Origin of the sequence: Bacillus sp. FSL K6-2869, from assembly GCF_040869405.1 — a bacterium.
GTDB classification, from domain to species: domain Bacteria; phylum Bacillota; class Bacilli; order Bacillales; family Bacillaceae; genus Bacillus; species Bacillus altitudinis.
Window position 1 is genome coordinate 1708620 of sequence record NZ_CP152035.1, and the last position, 20311, is coordinate 1728930.

Genomic DNA, 20311 nt, shown 5'->3' on the forward strand with positions numbered 1-20311 from the left:
GCTTTATTGGAGGATTGGAATTCATGTTTAACTTACCGAATAAAATTACTCTTTCTAGGATCGCCTTGATTCCTGTGTTTATGTTGATTATGCTTGCTCCATTAGATTGGGGTGTTGCGCGCTTTGGTGACGTCAGCATCGAAGTCACTCACCTTGTTGGAGCGATCTTGTTTATTGTCGCTTCGACAACCGACTGGATTGATGGTTACTATGCACGTAAGCTCAATTTAGTCACAAACTTTGGTAAATTTTTAGATCCGCTTGCAGATAAATTGCTTGTTTCAGCGGCTTTAATTATACTTGTTCAATACAATCTCACACCGGCATGGATGGCAATTGTGATCATTAGCCGTGAATTTGCTGTAACGGGCCTAAGGCTTGTCTTAGCTGGAGGCGGTGAAGTGGTCGCAGCCAATATGCTTGGAAAAGTGAAGACGTGGGCGCAAATCATTGCGATTTCGGCACTTCTTTTGCATAACCTGCCGTTTGAACTTGTATCATTCCCTTTTGGTGATCTTGCCATGTGGGTAGCGGTGTTCTTCACTGTTGTCTCAGGATGGGATTACTTTGCGAAAAACTGGGAAGCCTTAAAGAATTCTAACTAAAAAGGACGTGTACGCTTTGAAGTCAGAGAGAAAAGCAGAAATTATTGCAGTCGGTTCCGAACTTTTGCTAGGGCAAATTACGAATACGAATGCACAATTCATCAGCAAACAACTAGCTGAAATTGGTGTGAATGTTTATTACCACACAGCAGTTGGTGACAATCCAGAGCGTTTAAAAAAGGCCATTCAAGTGGCACAGGAAAGATCGAATTTTATTATCTTCTCAGGTGGTCTTGGACCAACGAAAGACGATTTAACAAAAGAAACCATTGCGAGTACGCTCGGTAAAGAGCTTGTGCTAAATGAAGAAGCATTTGAGTCTATTCAAGAATACTTCCGTAAAACCGGACGCGATATGTCGCCGAACAACCGTAAACAGGCGCTCGTTCTAGAGGGATCTGATGTGCTCGTAAACCGTTTCGGAATGGCACCTGGTATGTTTATACAAGAGGGAGATACGTTTTACATTCTGCTCCCTGGACCGCCAAGTGAATTGCACCCGATGTTTGAAAACGAAGCGAAGCCGCTTATTTCTGAAAAACTCGGCCTAAAGGAAAAAATCGTGTCTGTTGTCTTGCGTTTCTTTGGCATCGGTGAATCTCAGCTGGAAACAGATCTTGAAGATTTAATTGATGCACAGACCAATCCAACGATTGCACCGCTTGCAGCTGACGGGGAAGTGACGCTAAGGCTGACAGCCAAGCATGAGGATGAAAAAGAAACAGAGCGTCTGTTAAAAGAAACAGAAGCACAAATTTTAGAACGGGTCGGCGAGTACTTCTACGGATATGGTAATACATCTCTTGCCTTTGAAGCTTCAAAGGCCTTGCATGAACACGGGAAAACAGTAGCAGCGGCTGAAAGCCTGACTGGTGGTATGTTTTCAGAGTGGCTGACAGATCTCGAAGGGGCATCATCCATTTTAAACGGCAGTGTGGTTTGTTACACAAATCAAGTCAAGCAGCAAGTGCTGGGCTGCCGTGAAGAAACATTGTCTTCTCATGGTGCTGTCAGCAAAGAGTGTGCGTTAGAGCTCGCAGAAGGCGTTAGAAAACTGACGGGAAGCGATATCGGTATTAGCTTTACAGGTGTGGCAGGTCCTGAACCACACGAAGGACAGCCGGTTGGAAAAGTATTTATCGGGCTATCGACAAAAGACCAGACAGACGTGTTTGAATGGATGTTTACTGGCAGTCGATCAGGCATTCGCAAGCGTGCTGTGAAATATGGTTTGCACCACCTTCTCAAATTATTAAAAGATAGTTAATTTTGTTTTTTTATGAGGTTTACTCCTATATAAAAGAGAGTTTTTTCTAATAGAAACAGCTCTTTTCTTAAATAATCTGCCAAGAAAAAATCGAATATGTGTTCGTTTTTTTCTTGGCAAATGACGTAAAACAAGGTATAGTATAGATAGTGGAATTGATAAAGGAGGAAACAATAGAATGAGTGATCGTCAAGCAGCCTTAGATATGGCTCTTAAACAAATAGAAAAACAGTTTGGTAAAGGCTCTATTATGAAACTAGGAGAGCAAACAGATACACGTATTTCAACAGTACCTAGTGGTTCGTTAGCACTTGATACTGCGCTTGGAATAGGTGGGTACCCTCGCGGCCGTATTATTGAAGTATATGGTCCAGAGAGTTCTGGTAAAACGACAGTAGCACTTCATGCGATTGCTGAGGTTCAGCAGCAGGGAGGACAAGCTGCATTTATCGATGCGGAGCATGCGCTAGATCCAGTTTACGCTCAAAAATTAGGTGTCAATATTGATGAGTTGTTACTTTCTCAGCCGGATACAGGAGAACAAGCACTTGAAATTGCAGAAGCACTTGTTCGTAGTGGTGCAGTTGATATTGTTGTCATTGACTCAGTAGCTGCTCTTGTACCAAAAGCAGAGATCGAAGGAGACATGGGAGATTCACACGTTGGTCTTCAAGCACGTTTGATGTCTCAAGCACTTCGTAAACTATCTGGTGCTATCAACAAATCAAAAACAATTGCGATCTTTATTAACCAAATTCGTGAAAAAGTAGGGGTTATGTTTGGTAATCCTGAAACAACGCCTGGTGGACGTGCACTTAAGTTCTATTCATCTGTTCGTTTAGAAGTACGCCGTGCTGAACAGTTGAAACAAGGGAACGACATCATGGGGAACAAAACGAGAATTAAAGTTGTGAAAAACAAAGTGGCACCGCCATTCCGTATTGCCGAAGTAGACATTATGTACGGTGAAGGTATCTCGAAAGAGGGAGAAATCATCGACCTTGGAAGCGAACTAGATATCGTACAAAAGAGCGGGGCTTGGTATTCTTATCAAGAGGAACGTCTTGGACAAGGACGTGAAAATGCGAAGCAATTCCTAAAAGAGAATAAAGACATTCTTCTTATGATTCAGGAGCAGATCAGGGAGCACTATGGTTTGGATACAAACGGAGTGAAATCAACTGACGAAGAAGGACAAGAAGAATTGGAATTGAATGACTAAAAAGACGCTGAAAAGCGTCTTCAGATTGTAGAGAAACTCATGTTTTTCTACAATCTTTTTTATTTTCATCGTAATGATGATGGATGAGATTGAATGAAAAAGGCCTCCCACACACCTAACCTAGCTTCGCTAGATGTGTGGCAATCTTCTTCATGTTCTGACAGGCAGCTGTGAGAAGAACTTGCTCACTCACATTTTGTTTTCCCCTCAACCGGCAGTAGCGAAGCCCGTGCAGTTGTTTTGAATCTGCAAAGCTTCGCTCTATTTTTTCTTTTCTTTTTTTATATAGCTCTTTTCCAGAGACAGATAGACGATTTTGTCTGATCTTTTCTTTATGTTCTTCCCATATGTGTCTTGAGATGACTTTTTGATGATTTTTCGACCTTGTGCATCTTTCAAGGAAAGGACACGATGTACATTTTTTAGGATCTGATTTGTAGAACCTATAACCTTTTCGATCAGTTGTTGTATATAATAGCTTCTCACCATTTGGGCATATGTAATGATCATGTTCAGAGTCATACTTGAATTTCCACTTCTCAAATAAACCTCTTGTTGGATGAAAGCGTCTATGTGCGATGACACCAAAAATACGGCGATCTGATAAACCTTTACAGATTGGGGTCGTCAAATAACCAGAATCAAGGGCAACAGCTTCTACTTGAAAACCAAATCGTGCGATTTGGTGATCCAACCGATCAAGATACGGAACAGAATCATGGACATTACCGGGCGTGATGTGGGCATCCGTGATGATATTGTACTTCATATCCGTTGTACGGTGGTCTAGGTAGAAAAAGCCTTCCGGTTTGTTTTCACGATAAAGATAGCCACTTTCAGGATCAGTCGTACTTTGACGAATGTCTTTTTCCGTTTTCACCTCCTCTTTTACCTTTAAGGGCTTTTTTCCGTGTGCCACCCGATCTTCTTGGATCGCTTCTTCTAAATCATTTATATAGTTCTGGGTATCCTGCTCAATCGTTTTTCTCGTATATTTATGTTTATTGGCATTGGCTTTAAGATGAGTGGAGTCAGTAAAAAGAACGCGGCCTCCTACCATATCATGATTGATAGCTTGAAGCACGATCTCGTCGAAAATGTCTTGAAAAATCGTTGTATCTTTGAATCGAGTACGACGATTCCAGCTAATGGTCGAGTGATGAGGAACGGGGTCATTGATGTTCAAACCTAAAAACCATCTATACGCCATGTTATAGTAAATTTCTTTTTCAAGTTGTCTTTCAGAACGGATACCATACAGGTATCCGATGAACATCATTTTGAACAAAATGAGTGGATCGAGAGAAGGACGACCTTTATTCTCACTATAATATGGTTTTACTTTGTCTATGATAAATGAAAAATCAATGTATTGATCAATTTTACGAAGCAGGTGATCCTCTTCGACCAGTTGATCTAGTAATACAAATTCGGCTTCGTGCTGAGAAGAATTTCTAGTGTGGAACATGAGAAAAACACCTTCCTTTAGTATGCTTTTCTCTATTATAAAATGGGGTAGTGGAAAATTTAAGGGAAAAAATAAAGCTGTCGAGATTTTCTCGACAGCCTGAAGACGCTGAAAAGCGTCTTTTTTTTACAATTACATAACAGCTAGCGGGTCAAAAGTTCTGTCTTTGCTTGAAATAACGACTTACGCCTTAGTCTGACTAGCTTGACAAGTATTTCCGACACAATTACAATGGGAATGTATCACTTGTTTTTCTTAACATGATTGATAACTAATTTAAACTTGACAAGGGCAGTGAGGATCTCATTCCCTGTGAAGGCCCTGTATGTTGAGACACAAAACAATGTACATGCCGACACTTTATTTGTAAAACCAAGTTCATAGCAAGAGGAGGTGAAAATATGTCGCCTACGATGTTTACGATCATCTCCATTTTGCTGAGCCTAATCTGTTTAGTTGTTGGCTACTTTGTTCGTAAAACCATTGCAGAAGCAAAAATATCCGGCGCAAGAAACATGGCCGAACAAATTGTTGAGGATGCAAAGCGTGATGCGGAAGCATTGAAGAAAGAAGCGCTCTTAGAAGCGAAAGATGAAATTCATTCGTTTCGTGTAGAGGCGGAGCAAGAAGTTCGTGAAAGACGTAATGAGCTTCAAAGACAAGAAAACCGTTTACTTCAAAAAGAGGAAAACCTTGATCGCAAGGACGAATCTTTAGATAAACGGGAGTCCCTGTTGGAGAAGAGAGATCATTCTCTGAATGAACGACAACAACATATTGAAGAGATGGAAAGCAAAGTGGATGATATGATTCGTTTGCAGAAAGCTGAGTTGGAGCGTATTTCTAGTCTAACTCGAGATGAAGCGAAACAAATCATTCTGGATCAAGTTGAAAATGAGCTTTCCCACGACATTGCAGTCATGACGAAAGAATCTGAAAACCGGGCGAAAGAAGAGGCTGATAAAAAAGCGAAAAACATTCTTTCACTTGCGTTACAGCGTTGTGCAGCTGATCATGTAGCTGAAACAACAGTATCTGTAGTCAATCTTCCAAATGATGAGATGAAAGGTCGTATTATCGGACGTGAGGGACGAAATATCCGTACGTTAGAAACGTTAACAGGTATTGACCTGATCATTGATGATACACCTGAAGCTGTTATCTTATCGGGCTTTGATCCGATAAGACGTGAAACAGCGAGGATAGCTCTGGACAAGCTAGTCCAGGATGGACGTATTCATCCTGCACGAATTGAAGAAATGGTGGAAAAATCACGCCGTGAAGTCGATGATTATATCCGCGAGATGGGTGAGCAAACGACATTTGAAGTCGGAGTTCACGGTTTGCATCCGGATCTCATCAAAATTCTCGGTCGCTTAAAATTCCGTACAAGTTATGGACAAAATGTCCTGAAGCATTCAATTGAGGTTGCACATCTTGCAGGTCTCATGGCTTCAGAGCTTGGAGAAGATGCAAAGCTTGCAAAACGAGCAGGTCTTCTGCATGACATTGGAAAAGCCATTGATCATGAAGTAGAAGGAAGCCACGTGGAAATTGGCGTTGAGCTTGCGACGAAATATAAAGAGCATCCTGTTGTCATCAACAGTATTGCATCTCACCATGGTGACCAAGAACCGACATCTATTATCGCTGTTCTTGTTGCGGCAGCCGATGCATTATCTGCAGCACGCCCTGGTGCAAGAAGTGAGACGCTTGAAAATTACATTCGGAGACTTGAGAAATTAGAAGACATCTCTGAATCTTATGAAGGTGTTGAAAAATCGTTTGCGATACAAGCTGGACGTGAAGTGCGTATTATGGTGAAGCCAGATTCAATTAATGATCTTGAAGCTCACCGTCTAGCAAGGGATATTCGTAAGCGGATTGAGGACGAGCTCGATTACCCTGGTCACATTAAAGTGACAGTTATTCGAGAAACTCGCGCAGTAGAGTATGCAAAATAGAGCGGTGCGCTTAGCGCCGCTTTATTTTTTTGTGTAAATATGCAACACTGATAAGAAGATCATTTTATAAGAGAAAGGGTTCAAAACGTATGAAAATATTATTTGTTGGAGATATCGTTGGTTCACCTGGCAGAGATACACTGAAAGAATACTTGCCAAAGCTAAAGAAAAAATACCAGCCACACTTTACGATTGTCAATGGAGAAAATGCGGCTCATGGGAAAGGTCTTACTGAAAAAATCTATCACGAGCTGCTTCAAGCTGGGGCTGATGTGCTCACGATGGGGAACCATACATGGGATAAAAGAGACATTTTCGATTTCATCGATGATGCACCCCATATTGTTCGTCCGGCAAACTTCCCGCAAGGTACACCAGGTAAAGGGCTCACTTTTATTAAAAAACAAGGTAAAGAACTAGCTGTCATCAACTTGCAAGGCCGCACATTTTTACCTCCGATTGACTGCCCATTTCAAAAAGTAGATGAGCTCATAGCAGAAGCTTCAAAACGTACACCGTTTATTTTTATTGATTTTCATGGTGAAGCCACAAGTGAAAAGCAAGCAATGGGTTGGTATACAGATGGCCGTGCATCATGTGTCGTTGGAACGCATACACATGTTCAAACAGCAGATAACCGTGTCTTGCCAAAAGGAACTGCTTATATTTCGGATGTTGGCATGACTGGTCCTTATGACGGTATTTTAGGTGTTGATCGGGAAACGATTATTAAACGATTTAAAACGAGCCTCCCTGTCCGTTTTGAAATTGCAGAAGGCCGCACGACATTAAGTGCAGTGATCGTAGAAATTGACGAACCGTCGAAAAAAGCTGTCAAAATTGATCGAATTTTGATAAATGATGACCATATTTTCTTTGAATAAATATTCACATATTTATTTCAGAAAAATATTAATCAGAAAGAAGGAATATGCGCCCTCTATCGTGAATATAGTAAAAATGGTAGGTAGCCTGCTATTTTTGAAAAACATTTTGGGGATGGATTTTCAAAAAAATAGCAACATCTAACAAAGATTGTTCTAATGAACACTCACTTATCCATTGTAAATTTAAGGGGGAGCAAAAATGGAAATTTTAAAAGTTTCAGCAAAGTCAAATCCAAATTCAGTAGCAGGAGCATTAGCCGGCGTTTTACGTGAACGCGGTGCAGCGGAAATACAGGCTATCGGCGCTGGAGCACTGAATCAGGCGGTCAAGGCTGTCGCCATTGCAAGGGGATTTGTTGCGCCTAGCGGAGTGGATTTGATATGCATTCCAGCCTTTACTGACATTCTTATCGATGGAGAAGAAAGAACAGCAATCAAACTGATTGTTGAACCACGATAATTCTAATTTTATTATTTTCAACCTGCTTACATCATGTAAGCAGGTTGTTTTTGTTTACCGCTATACATTTCTCATATAACATATTTCTTTCACAAAATAGATAGAAAATGACATATTAGAGCTTGCATTTTTTCACCATGATGATAAATTAAGATTAAGTTGAAAATACTTCATCAAAAATAAATATTTAAGTAGGTGAAATAATGATTGAAGCTTTTTTAAAAAGAGGAAAGCTTGTTTTTATTTTATTTTTTATCGTTCTCATTGCTGGAGGTTATTTGTTTACACAGCTTCCTAAACGAGAACTGCCAGAGTTTCAAGCAAATATTGTAACCATTTCGACTGTTTTCCCTGGTGCTGATGCAAAACAGGTAGAAAGTGATGTCACCAATAAACTCGAGTCGGCCATTTCTGATATCAATGGTGTAGAGAAGACAAGCTCTGTTTCTGCCATTGGTTTCTCAAATATTGTGCTTGAAATTGATGATCAAGCCGATTTTCAAAAGGTGGCAAGTCAAATCAAGAGTGAAACCACAAATGCCGCCTCTTCTTTTCCAGATGGTGTGATGGAGCCAGATGTAAAGGATGAGTTTGGCAATGTGCCAGTTGGTTCTTATATGATTGTAGCAAGTAACTCATCTGATTTAGCAAAAAGTCAGGAATCGCTGCGTGCGTTAAAAGAAAAAGTGGAGGACATCAAAGGTGTTGATGGTGTTGTCATCAAAGGGTTCAATGACAAACAAGCAATATTGAACTTGGATTCAAGTAAACTGGAGGATAACGGGTTAAACGTGACCGATGTCACAAATGCCATCAATCAAGAATTTGACACATCCCCTCTAGGTGACGTCCAGTCAGATGGAGAAAAGGTCAAGCTGTCCATTGATGCCTATGATCGTTTAGATCAAATGAAAAAGATTGAGATTTTCTCAAAAACGAGCCGACAGCCTGTTACAATCGGTGAGCTTGGTCGTTTAAAAGAAGTAGAAAAAGAGAAAAGTGATATCGTTTCATATAACGGAAAGCCAGCCTATTCATTTACAGTCAATATCAAGCCAGGACTGGATATTCCTAAAATGTATGACAAAGTCAGTGCGGTCATTGAAAAAGAGAAAGAGCTGCCAAATGGTGCGGATTGGATAGACTACTATTCACAAAAAAGTGAAGTAGATGCCATTTTTAACAATTTAATCAAAGAAGCGATCGTGGCCGTCATCGCCGTCATTGTCGTCACCACACTTGGCCTAACCATTGGTGGTGCGTTTATCGTTTCACTTGCGATTCCGCTATCCATAACGATCGGAACCATCCCGCTGCCTTTTTTACAAGTGGACCTTAATCAAATTTCAATTATTGGCTTTATCATTGCGCTAGGGATACTTGTAGATGACGCCATTGTCGTCAACGATAATATTTTGAGGCAGATGAAAAAATACGAAAGTCCGCTTAAAGGAACAATTGCAGGTGTAAAAGAAGTAGCTGGATCCATTTTGACGTCAACGCTGGCTGTTGTCTTTGCTTTCTTGCCGCTTGTTTTCCTTTCTGGTGCGAACGGTTCATTTATTCGAGCGTTACCGTCTGTTCTAGTCACAACTGTACTTGCGTCAATGGTCATTTCATTGACACTTGTGCCAGTGTATCAATATACAGCAAACCGAAAAAGAAAGAACAAGAAGATTCAAAAAGAACCGGGCTTTTTAGGCAAACCATTAAAAAGATTAGCTGATTTTTATGCAGATCGAGTACTGACAAACATCGTGAAGCGGCCACTTCTCATTGGATTAAGTGGTTTGCTCGTTGCCACACTTGCCTTTTTGCTTATTTTCGCCACACCATTTGAGTTTTTCCCTGCGGCGAATAAGAAAGAAGTTGTTGTCACTGTGACACTTCCAAGTGAAACAACCTTAGATAAAACAAATGACACATTAGAGAAAATAGAACAAGAGATCAAACAGCAAAAAGGCATTGAAGAGACGGCCATTTTTGCAGGCGGCGGTGTGCCGAACTTGTTTAATGAAAGTATCTCAAACGCAAGTGATCATACGGGTCAGGTTGTTGTCAGAGTAGACAATGAGCAGATGACAAGCAAAGCATTGATCGATCGTATGACAGAGCCATTGCGAAAGAAATTTAAAGATGCTGATATCTTTATGAAAACCATTGTTCAAGGTCCGCCAACTGGAGCGCCTGTGACCGTAACCATTGCAGGAGAACAATTTTCAAAGCTCGTGGATGTGAAAGAGAAGCTCACAAAAGAAATGAAAGAAAGCGGAGCAAGTCTGATCACAGACGATGTCAAACAACCAGTGAAAACCATCTCATTTGAATTAAATCGTGACCGAATGGCAGAGGATGGGCTCACTGCTCAGTTTGTCAGCAGACAGCTTGGCCTTGTCACAGAAGGAATTCCATTAGGCACCTTTAAACAAGGAACAGATGACATCGATCTCGTAGTGAAACAAGACATGAGCACACATCAAAACGGACTGAAGCTAAAAGACATCAAGGTGCCTGTGAGTGCAAATGAGGGTGGCATGCCTCAACTTGAGCCGCTTAGCCGATACGTAAACGAAAAAGAAACAGAGCAATTTGAAAGCATTCCGCATGAAAACGGGATGCCAACGATCACGTTAAAGGCATATCCTGGTACATCAGATACGTTTAAAGACGATATGACGGAAGTCGTAAATGAAGTTGGGAAAAGCGATGCGGCGAACAATTTGACCATTTCTCAGGGCGGAGAAAATGAAGATCAAACCCAATTCTTTATTGAAATTAGTCTCTTATTTGGGGTAGTCCTTCTGCTCATTTATGTGACCATCGCTTTCCAGTTCAATTCACTCCTGCTTCCGCTTTTAGTTCTTGGAACGGTTTACTTAGCGATATCCGGAGCCATTATTGGACTATTTGTCACTCAAACGCCGTTTAGCTTTATGGCCACAATGGGGATTGTCTCATTGGCGGGTATTGTTGTCCGAAATGCGGTCGTTTTGTTTGAATTTATTGAACAGCGGCGCAAGCAAGGTCTCGATCAACAGGCAGCTGTGATTGAAGCGGGGAGAGCAAGGATTAGACCTATTTTGCTGACAGCATTTACAGCACTTGTCGCTCTTATGCCCGTTGCTTTAAGTAATGACCCACTCTTTAAGCCGCTAGCGATCTGCATCGTATCAGGTGTCTTTTTCTCAACGATTCTGACATTACTGATTGTGCCGGCTTTATATGTAGCCGTTTCAAAAAAAACGCTGATAACTTAAAAGCAAATCTCCGAATAAAAGGAGATTTGCTTTTTTTTTAGAAAAATATCTAAAAAAATATGTGGAGTGTTCATTTGTCTCCTCCTGAAAGACAGTGGTATTTACGTCTAAAATAAGACATGATAAGATCGGATTGGGAGAAGTTTTTTAACAAAGGGGTTGTACGTCATGTGTGGAACGATGAAAGCGATTGTTAAAAAAGAAAGCGCTTACGGAGCGACGATGATGGAAATGCCGATTCCAGAAATAAGTGATCATGAAGTGCTCATCCAGGTAAAGGCTACATCGATATGCGGAACGGATGTGCATATTTATAATTGGGATGATTGGGCGAAGGGGAGAGTCAAAGCGCCGTACATTTTTGGTCATGAATTCACAGGGGAAGTTGTCAAAACGGGGAACCAAGTCTCACGAGCAAAAGTAGGGGATTTTGTATCGGCTGAGACGCATATTGTCTGTAATCAGTGTTATATGTGTTTAACGGGTCAGCAGCATTTGTGCAGCGAAACGAAAATTTTAGGGGTAGACATTGATGGCTGTTTTGCTGAATATGTCAAAGTACCAGAACAAAATGTGTGGCATAATCCAGCTCAAATGCCAGTGGAACTTGCATCTATTCAAGAACCGCTTGGAAATGCTGTTCATACAGTTCTGCATACACCTGTTTCAGGAAAGTCAGTGGCGATTTTTGGCTGTGGTCCCATTGGTTTAATGGCGATTGCGGTTGCAAAAGCCTCCGGGGCTGTCCAAGTGTTCGCTGTTGATAAAAATGAATACAGACTGGATCTTGCCCGTAAAATGGGTGCAGATCATATCGTGGATATCGGAAAAGATGATCCTGTTGCCATGATTAAGCAGCTCACGCGGATGGAAGGGGCAGACGTGATGTGTGAGATGTCAGGACATCCCGTTGCGATTAATCAAGCACTCGAAGCTTGTGCAAATGGAGGGAAAGTGAATATACTAAGTTTGCCAGAGCGGCCGGTAACCATTGACATTACGAATCAAATTGTTTTTAGGGGATTAAGCGTGCAAGGGATCACGGGGAGAAAAATGTTTGAGACGTGGCGTCAAGTATCTGAACTTTTAAGAACGAATACCATTGATGTACAGCCGGTTGTCACCCATACGCTGCCATTTGAAGATTTTGAAAAGGGATTTGAACTCATGAGAAATGGTACGTGCGGGAAGGTCGTACTGATCATGCCATCATATCAAAGGGGGACGAAATGATGAAAGAATTTACGTATTTACAAGATGAATTGGACACAATGAAGCAGCAAGGCACCCATCAAACACTGAAAGAAATCGATTCCAAACAATCTTCCACGGTGACATTAAATGAACAATCCGTCATACAACTCTCTTCAAATAACTACTTAGGTCTCACCTCACACCCAAGGCTGATGAAAGCGGCAAAAGAGGCGATTGATGAATTCGGTGCTGGAACAGGATCTGTACGAACCATTGCTGGAACGATGACAATGCATGAACGGCTTGAAAAAAAGCTCGCAGCTTTTAAAAAGACAGAGGCAGCCCTCGTATTCCAATCAGGCTTTACGACCAACCAAGGGGTCTTATCCAGTATTCTCACAAAAGATGATATTGTCATTTCAGATGAGCTGAACCATGCCTCAATCATCGATGGGATTCGCTTAACAAAGGCAGATAAAAAAGTATATGCTCATTCTAATATGGAAGAGCTTGAGAAAATTTTAAAGAAATCGATGAATTACCGCGTCCGTCTTATCGTGACAGATGGTGTTTTCTCAATGGATGGAGATATTGCACCGCTTCCTGAGATTGTAAGACTTGCAGAAGCATATGATGCCTTTGTGATGGTAGACGATGCCCATGCGTCTGGAGTACTTGGTGAAAATGGGCGCGGAACAGTGAATCATTTTCAACTTGACGGCAGAGTGCATATTCAGGTTGGCACACTTAGTAAGGCAGTTGGTGTGCTAGGCGGTTACGTCGCTGGTTCTGCCGTTTTAATCGACTATTTAAAGCATAAAGCAAGACCGTTTTTATTCAGCACCTCACATCCGCCGGCTGTCACAAGAGCCTGTGAAGAAGCCATTGAAGTGCTGTTAGACGAACCAGAGCGCATTGAAACACTTTGGGAGAACGCGGCCTATTTTAAAGAAAAAGTCATCGGTCTTGGATTTGAGGTGGCACCAACAGAAACGCCTATTATTCCGATGATGATTGGAGACGAGGCACTCACTTTCCGGTTTTCAAAAGCATTAATCGAGCGCGGCGTTTTCGCTCAAGGCATTGCTTTCCCAACTGTAGCGAAAGGAAAAGCGAGAATTAGAGCCATCATCACAGCAGAGCACACAAAAGAAGAGCTTGACCGTGCACTGACAATCATCGAAGAAGAAGCAAAAAAACTGAATATACTTGATTGAGAGAGCTGAGGCTCTCTTTTCTTTTGCGCTAATCTTTCCATATTTCATCAAATCTACCGTTTGTTATGTATAATGTATGTAAAAAGATCTATTGAGGTAAGTGGTGAAACAAATGTTATTTAATAAAGAAGATTTTTATAAACAATTTTTAGATTATAAGAACAAAGGGAGAACAGATAAAAATCACCCTTTTCACAACATGTTTAATAAAGAAATCCCAAACAACATTCGTTATGAATTAGAAAAACGCCATATGAGGAATTTGGATAGGATCGATATTAAAGCATCTACAGGAAATGGAAAAGTTGCAGAATGTTTTTGGATTGCACTTTTAGACAAGAGATTAACCTCAAATCCTAATTCTCAAAAAACAACGACACAAAAAGGGATATTTATTGTTATTTTATTCGCGGAAAATGGGGAAGATTTTTATTTAACAATTGAAACTGGAACTGAAAATTTATCTCTATCTGAAATTAGGGAAGAGGCAGCCATTTGGAGGGAAAGGCTACAGCCTGAATTAAAGCATCATAAAAGACTAGAGGGCTTTCATATAGGTGATTTTCATTTGGGTAAATCATTAAGACCTAAAAAATATGTAGCAAGCTCATTGGTCTTTAAAAAGTATAATATTGATCATTTTGACCATCACCAATTAATACAAGATATCAATTCTTTAAATGAGTTTTTTTATGATTTTGTTTACGAAGTATATTTGGACCAGAACCTTATTCCAAAAGTGGAACATCAGAACAAATTTAAAAGAAAAAGAATCATTCATAGAGATGTTTATAAACAATTAAGAGAAGAAAGATCAAAGCAAAATGAAGAGACAGGTAGAATAGCAGAGAAATTTGTTTATCATAAGGAAATAGAGCAATTAAAAGCAGTGGGACGGGAACAATTAGCGGAAGCTGTCGATTGGGTAGCTGAAACAGAAGATGGTCACGGATTTGATATCAAATCTTATTACCCCGATGGAAAAGAGAAGCTTATAGAAGTAAAAGGATCTAAACTGACTCACCATGACTTTCCATTCTTCTTATCTGAACAAGAAAGAATGGTAGCAGAAGAAGAAAAAGAATCATATGTAATTACTTTAGTTGAGAGTGTCGGTACACAGCAGATGAAGATTGTCAAAGAAATACAAAATCCTTTAGGAAAAGACGATCTCCATCTGAAGCCTACTCAATATTCATGTAAAATTCGTGTGGATTGAAAAGTGTGGACACATATGAATTTATTTTCAATTCACGACAAAATAGTCTATACTGTAGGGTGGAGCTTGGTTTGAAAGGAGTACAAATTCATGAATGAAGAGCAGAGAAAAGCGAGCGGACAAGTAAGTTCATCGGACAAAAAATCCGAGAAGGACTACAGCCAGTATTTTGAAGCTGTGTACATTCCGCCTTCCTTAAAAGATGCAAAAAAACGGGGTAAAGAAGAAGTCGAATACAATCAATTTCAAATTGACGAGCGGTTTCAAGGGTTAGGGAACGGCCGCAAGTTTTATATTCGCACATATGGCTGTCAAATGAATGAGCATGACACAGAAGTGATGGCTGGTATTTTTATGGCGCTTGGTTATGAACCAACAAATTCGACTGAAGATGCGAATGTCATCTTATTAAACACTTGTGCCATTCGTGAGAATGCAGAAAACAAAGTGTTTGGAGAGCTTGGTCATTTAAAAGCATTAAAGCGTGAAAAGCCAGATTTAATCTTAGGCGTCTGCGGATGCATGTCGCAAGAAGAATCGGTCGTTAACCGTATTTTAAAGAAACACCCATTTGTTGACTTGATTTTCGGTACCCACAACATTCACCGCCTGCCAGAGCTATTATCTGAATGCTACCTTTCAAAAGAAATGGTCATTGAGGTTTGGTCTAAAGAAGGCGATGTGATTGAAAATCTTCCGAGAGCCCGCCAAGGAAAAATTAAGGGCTGGGTGAATATTATGTACGGCTGTGATAAATTCTGTACATACTGTATCGTCCCTTACACGCGCGGTAAGGAAAGAAGCCGCCGTCCGGATGAAATTATTCAAGAGGTCAGACGCTTAGCAGCAGAAGGATATAAAGAAATTACCCTTCTTGGTCAAAACGTGAATGCGTATGGAAAAGATTTTGAAGACATGGAATATGGTCTTGGTCACCTAATGGATGAGCTGCGTAAAATCGATATTCCACGTATCCGTTTTACAACAAGCCACCCGCGTGACTTTGATGATCACTTAATTGAAGTGCTTGCCAAAGGCGGAAACCTTCTCGATCATATTCATTTGCCGGTTCAATCAGGAAGTTCTTCTGTGCTGAAACTCATGGCAAGAAAATACGACCGTGAACGTTACCTTGACCTAGTGCGCAAAATCAAAGAGGCAATGCCAAATGCTTCATTAACAACGGACATTATCGTTGGTTTCCCTAATGAAACAGATGAGCAGTTTGAAGAGACGCTTTCCCTCTATCGTGAGGTTGAGTTTGATGCGGCTTATACGTTCATTTACTCTCCAAGAGAAGGAACACCAGCAGCCAATATGAAAGACAACGTGCCAATGCGTGTAAAAAAAGAACGTCTGCAGCGCCTGAATGCACTCGTAAATGAAATTTCTGCGAAAAAAATGAAGGAATATGAAGGGCAGACTGTCGAAGTATTAGTAGAGGGTGAAAGTAAAAACAACCCTGAGATCCTAGCCGGATATACAAGTAAAAGCAAGCTTGTGAATTTTAAAGCACCAAAAGAAGCGATTGGCAACATCGTCAAAGTGAAAATCACACAAGCCAAAACTTGGTCTCTTGACGGAGAAATGGTTGGAGAAGCTATCGAGGTGAATTAAAATGACGCTTTATTCAAAGAAAGAGATTGTCGAGCGCGCAAGAGAGCTCGCGAAAATGATTTCTGAAACAGAAGAAGTTGATTTCTTCAAAAAAGCAGAAGCGCAAATCAATGAAAATACAAAAATTGCAGCGATCATTAATCAAATTAAGGCGCTTCAAAAGCAAGCTGTGAATTTAAAGCATTATGGCAAACATGAAGCCTTAAAACAAGTGGAAGAAAAAATTGATGCCCTGCAAGAAGAACTGGATGAGATCCCAGTGATTCAAGAATTCAAAGAATCACAAACAGAGGTTAATTCCCTGCTTCAGCTTGTAGCGCACACAATTTCTAATCAAGTAACGGATGAAATCATTCTTTCAACCGGCGGTGACCTCTTATTAGGAGAAACCGGTTCAAAAGTGAAAAACTCATCCCCAAGTTGCTCCATTAAATGAGAAAACCCCGCAGATGCGGGGTTTTTTGTTTTCTGATGTAAGAATTGCATACCTTCTTTCTCCTTCAGCTTCCATCAACCCCAATCTCTCACTCTCCAACTTTTCCAATTTTCAAGGCAAGTTTATGGGCGACCATGCATACACTGAAACAGAAATGAATTTAATTGAACATGAGACTCAAAATCGTGACACACTAGACGAATGCCCAGCATAAGATAAAACGATCAAGAACAAGGAGGCATGCCGGAATGTCTGAATACAGAGAAATTATTACAAAAGCGGTGGTTGCAAAAGGGAGGAAATTTACCCAAAGCACACACACCATTTCTCCATCGCAAAAACCAACCAGCATCCTAGGCGGTTGGATCATTAATCATAAGTACGATGCTGAAAAAGTCGGTAAAACAGTTGAGATTGAAGGTACATTTGATATTAACGTGTGGTATTCTTACGCAGACAACACGAAAACCGAAGTGGTCACAGAACGTGTAAAATATGTAGATATCATCAAACTGAGATATAAAGATAAAAACTTCCTTGATGATGAGCACGAAGTGATTGCGAAAGTCTTACAGCAGCCCAATTGCTTAGAAGTCACCATTTCTCCAAATGGCAATAAAATTGTCGTTCAAGCAGAGCGTGAATTCATTGCTGAAGTAGTAGGGGAAACCAAAATTGTTGTAGAAGTCAATTCAAGCTGGAAAGAAAAAGATGATCACGAATGGGAAGAAGAAGTGGATGAGGAATTAGAAGATATTCATCCAGAATTCCTCGCGGGTGATCCAGAAGAGTAATTGATGACTAGGGCGCATATCCCCCTAGTTTTTTTGTGCTTTGATCTAGGGAAAAAAGGTGAATTTTTATGCTATAATGAAAGATGGTATGAATTCGAAAGTAATATAGTGAGGGATTAGAAATATGGCAAGTTATACGCCCATGATACAGCAATATTTAAAGATCAAGGCAGATTACCAAGATGCCTTTTTATTTTTTCGCTTAGGCGATTTTTACGAAATGTTTTTTGATGATGCAAAAGAAGCAGCACAAGAATTAGAAATTACGTTAACAAGCAGGGATGGCGGCACGATTCCAATGTGTGGTGTTCCATATCATTCTGCGTCTGCATACATAGAACAACTGATTGAAAAAGGCTATAAAGTCGCCATTTGTGAGCAGGTGGAAGACCCTAAAACGGCAAAAGGTGTGGTCAAAAGAGAGGTCGTTCAACTGATTACACCAGGTACGGTCATGGACGGCAAAGGACTGAATGAAAACGAAAATAACTTTATCGCGTCTGTTTCCAGTTTTCAAAATGGCTACGGTCTTGCGCTTTCCGATTTATCAACAGGTGAAAACATGGCGGCTTTCATTGAACGGTTAGATGAAGTTGTGTCTGAAATTTATTCTGTCGGTGCAAAAGAGATTGTGGTATCAAAGCAGCTTGATGAAGAAACGGTGAAAACCCTGAAGGAACGCTGCCAAGCGACCATCTCATACGAAGATAGCGCTGAATTAATAGATGAAGCTGAACGACTCGTTGCTCATCTTGACGAACATCTGAAAATAGCATTTTTAACACTCTATGCATACTTAAGAAGAACGCAAAAAAGGAGTCTTGATCATCTTCAGCAAGTTCAAGTGTTTCAGCTTGAACAAACGATGAAAATTGATCTTTACTCAAAAAGAAACCTTGAATTAACAGAAACCATCCGTTCAAAAAGCAAGAAGGGTTCTTTATTATGGCTCTTAGATGAAACAAAAACGGCAATGGGCGGAAGATTGCTGAAGCAATGGATCGATCGTCCGCTCATCCGCCTTTCACAAATCAAAGAACGCCAGGAAATGGTGCAAATTTTGATGGAACATTTCTTTGAGCGAGAGGATCTGCGAGAACGTTTAAAGCAAGTGTATGATCTTGAACGTCTAGCGGGCCGTGTGGCATTTGGAAATGTGAATGCCCGTGATCTCATTCAATTGAAAGAATCTCTCAAGCAAGTGCCGGCTATTAAAGAGCTTGTCCATTCTCTCCCGGAGGAAATGGCAAAATCTAGAGCAAATGACATTGACCCATGCGGTGATTTACTTGATTTATTAGAAGATGCTCTTTATGAGAATCCGCCGATGACGTTAAAAGAAGGCAATTTGATTAAAGACGGCTACAATGCAAAATTAGATGAATATCGTGATGCGAGCCGAAACGGGAAAGATTGGATCGCTCGTCTTGAACAGCAAGAAAGAGAATATACAGGCATTCGTTCGTTGAAAGTCGGCTTTAATAAGGTGTTTGGCTACTATATCGAAGTGACCCGTGCCAATACGCATTTATTAGAAGAAGGCCGTTACGAAAGAAAACAAACCCTTGCCAATGCAGAGCGGTATATTACACCTGAATTGAAAGAAAAAGAAGCCCTTATTCTTGAGGCGGAATCAAATATTAGTGAATTGGAATATGAACTATTTTCTGCGCTTCGGGAACAAGTAAAAGCGTATATTCCTAGATTACAGCTGCTCGCAAAACAAATGAGTGAGCTTGATGCGCTGCAATGCTTTGCGACTGTGAGTGAAAAGCGGCGTTATGTCCGCCCTGAATTTTCAGCAGATGAAGTGGAAGTCATTGATGGACGTCATCCTGTTGTTGAAAAAGTGATGGATCATCAAGAGTATGTGCCGAATGACTGCCAAATGGGCAAAGGGAGACAAACCTTGCTCATTACTGGTCCGAATATGTCAGGGAAAAGCACATATATGAGACAAATGGCATTGATCTCAATTCTTGCGCAAATTGGCTGTTTTGTGCCAGCATCAAAGGCAACCCTTCCGATATTTGATCAAATCTTTACACGCATTGGGGCGGCAGATGATTTGATTTCTGGTCAAAGTACTTTTATGGTAGAGATGCTCGAAGCAAAAAATGCAATGGTACATGCGACAAAGAACAGCTTGATTTTATTTGATGAAATTGGACGCGGGACAAGCACTTATGATGGAATGGCTCTTGCACAGGCAATCATTGAATTTGTGCATGATCATATTGGTGCCAAAACCCTTTTCTCCACTCATTATCATGAACTGACGGTACTTGAATCCCAATTAAGCGAGCTGAAAAATGTCCACGTACGAGCTGAAGAGCATGAAGGGACAGTTGTTTTCTTACATCAAATCAAAGAAGGAGCAGCGGATAAAAGCTACGGCATCCATGTAGCGCAGCTTGCTGAACTGCCTGATGCGATCATTGATCGAGCTCAGACCATCTTAACGGAGCTTGAGAGCGGATCACATGAAGTGATTCCGCGCGTCTCTAAAGCCCCTAAAAAAGAAATGGCTGAGGAAAAACAGCAGCTTTCTTTCTTTGAAGTGGAAGAAAAACCGCAAACAAAACCTGTGCTGAAAAACAAAGATCAAGCAGTGATCGAAGAATTGAAGTCATTTAATTTAATGGATATGACACCGCTTGAAGCGATGACAAAGCTATATGAATTGCAAAAGAAATTATAATGT

At 40.7% G+C, this 20311-nt stretch carries 15 protein-coding genes; 14 read left to right on the top strand and 1 reads right to left on the bottom strand.

The window, feature by feature from the left end; translation table 11 throughout:
* The first annotated feature begins 23 nt into the window (after nucleotides 1–23).
* The 3 genes from pgsA (at nucleotide 24) to recA (ending at nucleotide 3094) form a co-directional block, all read left to right on the top strand.
* Nucleotides 24–605, top strand: a complete 582-nt coding sequence (pgsA, locus tag MHI58_RS08685) for a CDP-diacylglycerol--glycerol-3-phosphate 3-phosphatidyltransferase (protein WP_008344688.1) — start codon at nucleotides 24–26, stop codon at nucleotides 603–605.
* A gap of 16 nt (nucleotides 606–621) precedes the next feature.
* Nucleotides 622–1872 (top strand): competence/damage-inducible protein A, encoded by a 1251-nt coding sequence (locus tag MHI58_RS08690; protein ID WP_045034294.1) that lies wholly within the window; start codon nucleotides 622–624, stop codon nucleotides 1870–1872.
* Nucleotides 1873–2050: 178 nt separating this feature from the next.
* Nucleotides 2051–3094: a recombinase RecA gene (gene recA / locus MHI58_RS08695; RefSeq protein WP_007499478.1), complete on the top strand. Its 1044-nt coding sequence runs from the start codon at nucleotides 2051–2053 to the stop codon at nucleotides 3092–3094.
* Between the two features lie 115 nt (nucleotides 3095–3209).
* Here recA and MHI58_RS08700 read toward each other — a convergent pair whose 3' ends face one another.
* Nucleotides 3210–4562: an IS1182 family transposase gene (locus MHI58_RS08700; RefSeq protein WP_045035328.1), complete on the bottom strand. Its 1353-nt coding sequence runs from the start codon at nucleotides 4560–4562 to the stop codon at nucleotides 3210–3212.
* Between the two features lie 401 nt (nucleotides 4563–4963).
* Here MHI58_RS08700 and rny point away from each other — a divergent pair, with 401 nt between their 5' ends.
* From rny to mutS, 11 genes are all read left to right on the top strand, one after another.
* Nucleotides 4964–6526: a ribonuclease Y gene (gene rny / locus MHI58_RS08705; protein ID WP_003211958.1), complete on the top strand. Its 1563-nt coding sequence runs from the start codon at nucleotides 4964–4966 to the stop codon at nucleotides 6524–6526.
* An 89-nt stretch (nucleotides 6527–6615) separates the two neighbouring features.
* Nucleotides 6616–7410, top strand: coding sequence for a TIGR00282 family metallophosphoesterase (locus tag MHI58_RS08710; protein WP_019744184.1), 795 nt, complete (start codon nucleotides 6616–6618; stop codon nucleotides 7408–7410).
* 202 nt (nucleotides 7411–7612) lie between these two features.
* Nucleotides 7613–7873: a stage V sporulation protein SpoVS gene (gene spoVS / locus MHI58_RS08715; RefSeq protein ID WP_003211281.1), complete on the top strand. Its 261-nt coding sequence runs from the start codon at nucleotides 7613–7615 to the stop codon at nucleotides 7871–7873.
* 203 nt (nucleotides 7874–8076) lie between these two features.
* Nucleotides 8077–11130: an efflux RND transporter permease subunit gene (locus MHI58_RS08720; RefSeq protein ID WP_045035130.1), complete on the top strand. Its 3054-nt coding sequence runs from the start codon at nucleotides 8077–8079 to the stop codon at nucleotides 11128–11130.
* Between the two features lie 168 nt (nucleotides 11131–11298).
* Nucleotides 11299–12363: an L-threonine 3-dehydrogenase gene (tdh, locus tag MHI58_RS08725; protein WP_045035129.1), complete on the top strand. Its 1065-nt coding sequence runs from the start codon at nucleotides 11299–11301 to the stop codon at nucleotides 12361–12363.
* On the top strand, nucleotides 12360–13541 hold the full coding sequence (locus MHI58_RS08730; protein ID WP_007499472.1) for a glycine C-acetyltransferase: 1182 nt from the start codon (nucleotides 12360–12362) through the stop codon (nucleotides 13539–13541). Before tdh ends, MHI58_RS08730 begins: the two co-directional genes overlap by 4 nt.
* A 112-nt stretch (nucleotides 13542–13653) precedes the next feature.
* Nucleotides 13654–14760, top strand: a complete 1107-nt coding sequence (locus MHI58_RS08735) for a DUF3578 domain-containing protein (RefSeq protein WP_045035128.1) — start codon at nucleotides 13654–13656, stop codon at nucleotides 14758–14760.
* A 90-nt stretch (nucleotides 14761–14850) separates the two neighbouring features.
* Complete coding sequence (miaB, locus tag MHI58_RS08740) at nucleotides 14851–16377, top strand: tRNA (N6-isopentenyl adenosine(37)-C2)-methylthiotransferase MiaB (RefSeq protein WP_007499471.1); 1527 nt, start codon at nucleotides 14851–14853, stop codon at nucleotides 16375–16377.
* A gap of 1 nt (nucleotide 16378) precedes the next feature.
* The gene (locus tag MHI58_RS08745; protein ID WP_008344661.1) at nucleotides 16379–16813 is read left to right on the top strand and encodes a RicAFT regulatory complex protein RicA family protein; all 435 of its coding nucleotides are present in this window, start codon (nucleotides 16379–16381) and stop codon (nucleotides 16811–16813) included.
* 248 nt (nucleotides 16814–17061) lie between these two features.
* Nucleotides 17062–17607: an outer spore coat protein CotE gene (gene cotE / locus MHI58_RS08750; protein ID WP_007499466.1), complete on the top strand. Its 546-nt coding sequence runs from the start codon at nucleotides 17062–17064 to the stop codon at nucleotides 17605–17607.
* A 124-nt stretch (nucleotides 17608–17731) separates the two neighbouring features.
* Nucleotides 17732–20308, top strand: coding sequence for a DNA mismatch repair protein MutS (gene mutS, locus MHI58_RS08755; protein WP_045035127.1), 2577 nt, complete (start codon nucleotides 17732–17734; stop codon nucleotides 20306–20308).
* Nucleotides 20309–20311: the final 3 nt, after the last annotated feature.